This is a genomic window from Actinocrinis sp. (assembly GCF_035946395.1).
Lineage (GTDB): Bacteria > Actinomycetota > Actinomycetes > Streptomycetales > Catenulisporaceae > Actinocrinis.
In genome coordinates this window covers 1-8,244 of the sequence record NZ_DASYZI010000424.1, presented here as the reverse complement: position 1 = coordinate 8,244, position 8,244 = coordinate 1, and the positions used below count along the sequence as shown (strand labels likewise).

Genomic DNA, 8,244 nt, shown 5'->3' with positions numbered 1-8,244 from the left:
GTCGTGCCCATACTGGCGGTATGGGCACGACCCGACAACGCGGCGATCGCGCACGACAGGCGCCACGACCCCGGCCTACGTCTCGAACACGCCCTAGGCTGCCGGGGAGTCGTTCGGCGTGCTGTCGGCGATCACTGCGGCCGGGATATCCGCGGGGGTGGTGATCTCCGGCAGGTTCGACTTCGGCGAGGCGGTGAAGGTGAACTTCGCCTCGTCGTCCGTGCCCTCGGTCTCCACCAGCACGATGGAACCCGCGCGCAGCTCGCCGAACAGGATCTTCTCCGACAGCGGGTCCTCGATCTCGCGCTGGATGGTACGGCGCAGCGGCCGGGCGCCCAGCACCTGGTCGTAGCCCTTGTCGGCCAGCAGCAGCTTGGCCGACTGGGTCAGCTCGATACCCATGTCCCGGTCCTTGAGCCGCTCGTCGACCTTGGCCATCATCAGATCCACGATCTGGATGATGTCCTCCTGGGTCAGCTGCGGGAAGACGATCACGTCGTCCACGCGGTTGAGGAACTCGGGCCGGAAGTGCTGCTTGAGCTCGTCGTTGACCTTGTTCTTCATCCGCTCGTAGCCGGTGACCTTGTCGCCCGCGGCGGCGAAGCCGAGGTTGAAGCCCTTCGAGATGTCCCGGGTGCCCAGGTTCGTGGTCATGATGATCACGGTGTTCTTGAAGTCCACCATCCGGCCCTGGGAGTCGGTCAGCCGGCCGTCCTCCAGGATCTGCAACAGCGAGTTGAAGATGTCCGGGTGGGCCTTCTCCACCTCGTCGAAGAGCACCACAGAGAACGGCTTGCGGCGCACCTTCTCGGTCAGCTGGCCGCCCTCCTCGTAGCCCACGTATCCGGGCGGGGAGCCGAACAGCCGGGAGACGGTGTGCTTCTCGGAGAACTCGGACATGTCCAGCTGGATCAGGGCGTCCTCGTCGCCGAAGAGGAACTCCGCGAGCGTCTTGGCCAGCTCGGTCTTACCGACGCCGGACGGGCCGGCGAAGATGAACGAGCCGCCGGGGCGCTTGGGGTCCTTCAGGCCCGCGCGGGTGCGCCGGATCGACTGGGACAGCGCCTTGATCGCCTGCGCCTGGCCGATGACGCGCTTGTGCAGCTCGTCCTCCATGCGCAGCAGCCGAGAGGTCTCCTCCTCGGTCAGCTTGAAGACCGGGATGCCGGTGGCGGTGGCCAGGACCTCGGCGATCAGCTCCTCGTCCACCTCCGCCACGACGTCCATGTCGCCGGCCTTCCACTCCTTCTCCCGCTTCGCCTTCGCGGCCAGCAGCTGCTTCTCCTGGTCGCGCAGCGCGGCGGCCTTCTCGAAGTCCTGCGCGTCGATCGCGGACTCCTTGTCCCGGCGCACAGTGGCGATCTTCTCGTCGAACTCGCGCAGGTCCGGCGGCGCGGTCATCCGGCGGATGCGCATCCGCGAGCCCGCCTCGTCGATCAGGTCGATCGCCTTGTCCGGCAGGAAGCGGTCGGAGATGTACCGGTCGGCCAGGGTGGCGGCGGCCACCAGCGCGGCGTCGGTGATCGAGACCCGGTGGTGCGCCTCGTACCGGTCGCGCAGGCCCTTGAGGATCTCGATGGTGTGCGCCAGCGACGGCTCGGCGACCTGGATCGGCTGGAACCGGCGCTCCAGCGCGGCGTCCTTCTCCAGGTGCTTGCGGTACTCGTCGAGGGTGGTGGCGCCGATGGTCTGCAACTCGCCGCGGGCCAGCATGGGCTTGAGGATCGAGGCCGCGTCGATCGCGCCCTCGGCCGCGCCCGCGCCCACCAGCGTGTGCAGCTCGTCAATGAACAGGATGATGTCGCCGCGGGTGCGGATCTCCTTGAGGACCTTCTTCAGCCGCTCCTCGAAGTCGCCGCGGTAGCGCGAGCCGGCCACCAGGGCGCCGAGGTCGAGCGTGTAGAGGTGCTTGTCCTTGAGCGTCTCCGGTACCTCGCCCTTGACGATCGCCTGGGCAAGGCCCTCGACCACGGCGGTCTTGCCGACGCCGGGCTCGCCGATCAGCACCGGGTTGTTCTTGGTGCGCCGGGAGAGCACCTGCATGACCCGCTCGATTTCCTTCTCCCGGTTGATCACCGGGTCGAGCTTGCCCTCGCGGGCGGCCTGGGTCAGGTTGCGGCCGAACTGGTCGAGCACGAGCGAGGTGGCCGGGGTGCCCTCGGCAGGAGCGCCGGCGGTGGCCGCCTCCTTGCCCTGGGAGTAGCCGGACAGCAGCTGGATGACCTGCTGGCGCACTCGGTTGAGGTCCGCGCCGAGCTTGACGAGGACCTGCGCGGCGACGCCCTCGCCCTCGCGGATGAGGCCGAGCAGGATGTGCTCGGTGCCGATGTAGTTGTGGCCGAGCTGAAGCGCCTCGCGCAGCGAGAGCTCCAGCACCTTCTTGGCGCGGGGAGTGAACGGGATGTGTCCGGACGGCGCCTGCTGGCCCTGGCCGATGATCTCCTCGACCTGCTGGCGCACCGCCTCAAGGGAGATGCCCAACGACTCCAGCGCCTTGGCGGCGACGCCCTCGCCCTCGTGGATCAGACCGAGCAGGATGTGCTCGGTGCCGATGTAGTTGTGGTTGAGCATCCGGGCTTCTTCCTGAGCCAGGACGACTACCCGCCGCGCGCGGTCGGTGAACCTCTCGAACATCTTCTTCTCGCTCCCCGGAGCGGTCGGGCAGTGGCCGGGATTCCCGGCAACTGCACCCGGCCTGTCCTTCCGAATGCTAGTCCCGCCTCGTGACGGACCTTACGGGAATGCGCGCCCCGCGGAGCGGCGGCACACAGTGTCAGTCTAACGTCGCACCCTGTGTGATCAGGTGTTCCCGCACTTCAGCCGGGTACGCGTTCCTGCTGTACGCCTGAAGCGAACGACCCGGCGGGTAACCCTCCCGGGCGGCCTCGCGTTGCTCTAGGTTGGCATCACCGCTCGACGAGCGGCCAGCGATTCCCCCGCTTCCGCACCCCGTAGGGCCCGCATGTCGCCTAACGCCGCGTTCGCCGACCGTGTTCCCAGCGTGCCTGACGTGCGCGAGACACACGATATGACCAACGTACGTGTTCCCGACGTGCGGGTCTGCCAGACCGCACGGCCGGATCTGGAACTGGAGCGACTGGAGCAGGCGCAGCTGGAGCAGTGGTACGCGCAGCGCCGCCGCTGGCCGGTGGAGCGGGACGCGCGCGGGGTGCTGTGGCTGGCGACGGGCACCGAGTTCGACGTCGTCGAGGTACCCGAGCAGGCGGGCCGGGGAGCGCTGCGCAGGCTGATCGGGTACGGACAGGCGGCCCTGGCGCCCGGCCCCGTGGCGCTGACCGGCACCGACCGCTGCGGCTTCTTCGTGGCCCCCGGGGCGCGCGACGACCTGCCGGAGCTGCTGGACTGGCTGGACTGGGGCGGCATCGACCTGGACCTGAGCGCCTACGGCGCCGGGGACCGGCTGCCCGCTCCCGGGCTGGACAGGTGGCTGCACGACCCGCTGGCGGCGCCCCCCGAGGTGATCGCGCTGCTGGCGACGATCGCGGAGTCCAGCTCCCGATACGCGCTCACCCGCAGCGCGGCCGGGCACGATCCGGCCTGAGCAAGAGCTCCTGAGCAACAGTCACAGCCGCAACAATGGCAACCGCAGTCGCGTCAATGGGTTCTTCGAACTCGATCGGCGCACAGTCCTGGTAGCTGCACGATCCTGAGGGCTGCACAGCCTTGGTTGCTGCACTGTCGGTTGCTGCACTGCCATGATCGGCCATGACCGGCGCGCTGCGGCGGCCGCAGGGTCGGCCATCGCCACGCGTTGAGTACACGTCGAGCAACCCCGCGGCCGCCGCGGCGCCTGATTCCGGAATTCGGTCGAAAAGGCGGTCGGGCGCGGCCCAGTGGCCCTGGTCGGGGCCCCGGCCGAGGCCTAGTTGGCCGCGACGTACGCCTCGATGATCTTCTTGGAAACCCGGCCGCGCTCGCTGACCTCGTGGCCGTTCGTCCGCGCCCACTCACGCACCGCGGCGGTGTCCACGCCGGAGGCCGGACCGCGCACCGCGCCGCGTTTCGGCTTGGCCACGCCGCCGTCGCCCCGGTGCCTGCGCCCGGCGTCAATGTACTTTTCAAACTCGGCCCGCAGCGCCGCGGCGTTCTTGTCGTTGAGATCGATCACGTAGTCCGTGTTGTCCAGGCTGAAATGGATGGTCTGACTGGCCTCGCCACCGGAGAGGTCATCCGTCATCACAACCACGGTCTTCTGCGCCATAGTCGCCCCTTTTCACGCGCATCCGCCTTCTTGGAGACCAGACAACCGCATTTCCGCGATAAATTCAACTCTGCGGCGAGAATGCCAAGCAGCCGCAGAACGCCCGCCCGGCTACAAGAGCCGGAGCATGCGCGTGTTGCCCAATGTGTTCGGCTTGACGCGTTCCAGATCGAGGAACTCCGCGATACCTTCGTCCGCTGACCGCAACAGTTCGGCGGTCACGTCGGGGTCAACCGGCGACCGAGCGAGCGGCCGGAATCCGTGCCGCTCGAAGAATGCGGTTTCGAAGGTAAGACAGAAGACCCGGCGCACACCCAGCCATGCGGCGGTGCCGAGAAGTTTTTCCACAATCGCATGGCCGACACCCAGGCCGCGGCTGCGTGGATCGACCGCGACCGAACGCACCTCCGCCAAGTCACGCCACATCACGTGCAAAGCGCCGCAGCCGATCACCATGGCGTCGTTATCGCGTTCCGCGACCCAAAACTCCTGAATGTCCTCATATAGGGTCACAGTGGGCTTGTCAAGGAGAATGCGATCGGTGACGTAGTAGTCGATCAGTTCGCGAATCTCCGGAACGTCGGCGGTCCGTGCCCGCCGGATGGTCAGATCATCCACAGCGGGCGAGCATAGGGCTTCGACGCCGTCCAGTCGGCACTGTCCAGAACCACCGCCGAGAACCAAAGTCGAGAAGCCCCGGTCGAGAAGCCCAGTCAAGAAGCACTGCCGTCAAACAGGCTCACGCCGAGGAACTGTGCGCGCTGATTCGACCCGTGCGGAAATGCGGGCCATCCTGCGGTCGAGCGGTGGATGGGTCGGGCGCGAGATGTGTACCGCGGCGTGCCTGGCCCGGCCCGCGCGGTCCTGCCGGTCGGCGCGGCTGCGCCGGGCGGCCTCGGCTGCCGCCTCGCTGGCGGAGAACCAGCGCAGCGCGCTGAGCAGCTCGGGGCCGAGGCCGACGTCCACGGCGAAGGCGTCCACCCGGTACTCCGCACTGCGCCCGGCGGCGTTCTTCGCGCAGAACGCGGCAACGCCGGGTGCGGCGAATACGGCACGAATGCCGTGGCCGAGCCGTGAGGCGCCGCGCGCGCAGCCGCCGGCCCACGGGTGGCCGAGGCGGCTTTGCGCCAAGCCGCGGGCCAGTATCGCGGCCGGTGCCGCCAGCAGAGTGCCGAGTATCGCGATGCCCTGGAGCGGCAGCAGCACCCACACCAGGAAGGCCGCCGCCGAGGTGTGCATGCGCAGGTGGTGGCCGAGTTCGTGGGCCAGCACCCCGGCCAGCTCGCGGTCGCCGAGCGCGCCGAGCGCCCCGGTGGTCACGCAGACCAGGTCTCGGCCGACCGAGTGCGCGTTCACGTCCGGCAGGTCCACGACGCGGATGCGGAACCGTCGGCCGCAGACTCCGGCATGCGTGACGACGTGGCGCCAGATCCGTTCCAGCCGCTCGCGTTCGGCCTCGGTGGGCCGCCGGACCGGCCACAGCAGCCGGGCCATCGTGAGCTGGACCGGACGCATGCCGTAACACACCGCGCTGGTGAACCAGCCGCCGTAGGCCAGCCACAGCGGCACGCCCAGCGCACGCCGGGCGAGTAGCGCCAGCGGCAGCAGGCACGCCCCGGCGACCGGCAGGAACAACAGTACGAGCGCCAGCGAGCACAGGGCCGTCCCGTCCGGACGCACCGCGCCCACCCCGCTCTTCGCCCCTGCCCTGCGCTTACCAGGCAACACCACGATCTGCACTGTGACAGGAGCAACCAGGTGGTGCACATCCACCGGAAGAGTGATCAACCGGGCGAAATGGGCGAGAAACTCGGCTCAGTAAGATCAATCGAACAAGTCGGATGAGATGCCTTCGGCAGCTACCCCGGCGGTCAGCAGGGCGCTGCGGCACTCGTCCACCATCGCGCTCGGCCCTACCAGCACCGCGCCGCAGCCGCCACCGGGCCCGGTGGCGGCGTTGTGCGTCTGCACTACGGCGGCTGCCAGGTCGTCGACGATCTCCTCGATCGTCAGTTCGCCGTGCTTGTCGGCGAGCGCACGGAACGCCTCGGCGAGGTAGTGCGGCCCGCCATCCGACACCAGCAGCACGGTCAGCGGCCGACGGTCGCCCTCGGCGATCGCATCCGCGACCAGCGCGTAGACCGGCGCCGCGCCGGTGCCGTGCGCGACGGCCAGCAGTCGGGCCACCCGGTCCGGATCCGGAAAGGCGAGCTCTCCCTCGGCCTCGGCGACGCGCAGGTGGTCGCCCACCGCGGTCTGCCGGACCAACACCTCGCTTACCCCGCCGGCACGGCCAAGCTGCACGTGGAATTCGATTTCCTCGTTTCCGGGCTGTCCGGCGAACGAGAAGTCCCGCCAAACCCGGGGTAAAGCCGCGGTTTCCACGGCGGCATACTGCCCCGCGCGGAACTGGTAAGCGCTGGGCAGCCGCGTGTCTTCCAACGGCCGCGCGACGATTCGCGCGATATCGCCGGTGAGCGCTTCGTGCGCGATGATCTCGGCTTCCCAGTAAGGCGGTGCGACGCTGTCCGCGTCGGCCACGGCCTCAAGCATCACGGTGGCCACCAGACCGTATCCGGTTTCCCACGCCGCAATGGTGCGCTCGGTGCACCGCTCGCCGCAGAAGTTTGCGACGGTGGCCATCAGCGAGGCGCCGAAGGCCTGGTAGTGCGCGGCCCGCAGGCCGAATTTCCGGTGTCGCAGCGCCAGCCGACGCAGATAGGGCAGGAATACTTCGAGGCGGTCGAGGTCGCTGACGATCCGCTGCACCGCCTGGAACAGCCGCCGGTGTTGGATGGCCGGTTCGTCGGAGAAATACTTGCGGTAGCGCGGATTGGCGCCGAGGAAATGATCGTAGAACCAGGCCGCCGCGGCGGGTCCGTGCGGCTCGATCAGCGCGAAGCTTTCCCGGATCTCGGCGATCAGCTCGTCCTGGGTCCACTCCCACCCGGTCGTGCTCGGCGCGATTCCGGCCTCGGTCTCGCTCTCGGCATCGTGGTCGGCGCTCGCGTCGAAGTTCGCGTACGCGTCCTGCTTATCCGTCGTTTCCTCGGACGTCACCGCAGCCCTGTCACTCACCCGGGTGAGCTTACCGGGCGTGTCGGCCGCGTTTTCACACTCTTGGAACTTGTGCTGGAACCGGTTGGCCAGCGTATGCGCGCTCAGTGCTCGTCGGCGGCCGGGCTGCTGAACACCTTCAAAAGTAAGTAAAAGGATGGCAGAACCACCGCCATGCCGAATGCCATGGCGACCAGCATCGCGTCAACACTCTGCGGAGCCGCCGCGGCTTGGCTCGCGGTGACGGTGCCGGCAAGAGGAGAAGGTCCGACGAGCAGATCCGGGTACTGCGCCGCAGCCCAGCCGCCGAGCACGCCGGCCACGGCGGTGGCGGCGGTGACGCGGGCGAGCACGTAACGTTCCCGCCAGAGGACCAGCAGGCTGCCGACCCCGCAGAGCGCTGACACCGCGGCGATCGGAAGCGAGCGGTCGGTGAAGCGGGCCGCGACGACCGGAGCGTCACGGTAGAAGAGCGGCAGCATCGCCAGCACGACCACTCCGGCAACGACCGCGGCGCCCATCGCCCTGCGCCGGAAAACGGGCACCAGATGCGTCGTCGCGGGGTGCTGCGCCGCGTCGTGACACAGGTAAACCGCGGCCAGGAAGGCGGTCACCACGATAGCCAGCACCCCGGCGGTCAGCGCGAAGGCGGACCGGAACGGTTCGGTGGGGGCGCTGTGCGGGCCGAGGCCGCCGGTGGCCAGCGCGGCGCCCGAGACGCCGAACATGAACGGGGTCAGCACGGACGCCCCGGCGAAGATCCGGCCCCACCACTGGTCGGGCAGCGCCGCGCCGCCGCCGTACGCGCGGTACACGTAGGCCGCGCCGCGCAGCACGATGCCGACGAGCGCGAGGCCGAGCGGCAGCTCCAGCGAGGTCGCGATGGTGCCGAACGCGGCCGGGAAGGCGCTGAAGACGCTGACGATCACGAAGATGAGCCAGACGTGGTTCGCCTCCCACACCGG

7 protein-coding genes are annotated in these 8,244 nt (G+C 68.9%); 1 reads left to right on the top strand and 6 read right to left on the bottom strand.

The features are described from left to right. Positions 1-93 precede the first annotated feature (93 nt). Complete coding sequence (locus tag VGS97_RS26780; RefSeq protein ID WP_326856439.1) at positions 94-2,634, bottom strand: ATP-dependent Clp protease ATP-binding subunit; 2,541 nt, start codon at positions 2,632-2,634, stop codon at positions 94-96. A 394-nt stretch (positions 2,635-3,028) separates the two neighbouring features. On the opposite strand from VGS97_RS26780, the gene VGS97_RS26775 reads away from it, so the two are divergent. Continuing rightward, positions 3,029-3,562 (top strand): hypothetical protein, encoded by a 534-nt coding sequence (locus VGS97_RS26775; protein ID WP_326856438.1) that lies wholly within the window; start codon positions 3,029-3,031, stop codon positions 3,560-3,562. Between the two features lie 321 nt (positions 3,563-3,883). On the opposite strand, the gene VGS97_RS26770 is transcribed toward VGS97_RS26775, so the two are convergent. The 5 genes from VGS97_RS26770 to VGS97_RS26750 form a co-directional block, all read right to left on the bottom strand. Further along, positions 3,884-4,222: an Lsr2 family protein gene (locus VGS97_RS26770; RefSeq protein WP_326856437.1), complete on the bottom strand. Its 339-nt coding sequence runs from the start codon at positions 4,220-4,222 to the stop codon at positions 3,884-3,886. Between the two features lie 111 nt (positions 4,223-4,333). Next, positions 4,334-4,840, bottom strand: coding sequence for an amino-acid N-acetyltransferase (locus VGS97_RS26765; RefSeq protein WP_326856436.1), 507 nt, complete (start codon positions 4,838-4,840; stop codon positions 4,334-4,336). A 111-nt stretch (positions 4,841-4,951) separates the two neighbouring features. Next, entirely contained in the window at positions 4,952-5,953 is a 1,002-nt protein-coding gene (locus VGS97_RS26760; RefSeq protein ID WP_326856435.1) for a M48 family metalloprotease, read from the bottom strand. Between the two features lie 93 nt (positions 5,954-6,046). Beyond that, complete coding sequence (locus VGS97_RS26755) at positions 6,047-7,300, bottom strand: globin domain-containing protein (protein ID WP_326856434.1); 1,254 nt, start codon at positions 7,298-7,300, stop codon at positions 6,047-6,049. Positions 7,301-7,383: 83 nt separating this feature from the next. Beyond that, positions 7,384-8,244 (bottom strand): cytochrome d ubiquinol oxidase subunit II (locus VGS97_RS26750; RefSeq protein ID WP_326856433.1); only part of this gene is annotated, 861 nt, incomplete at its 5' end.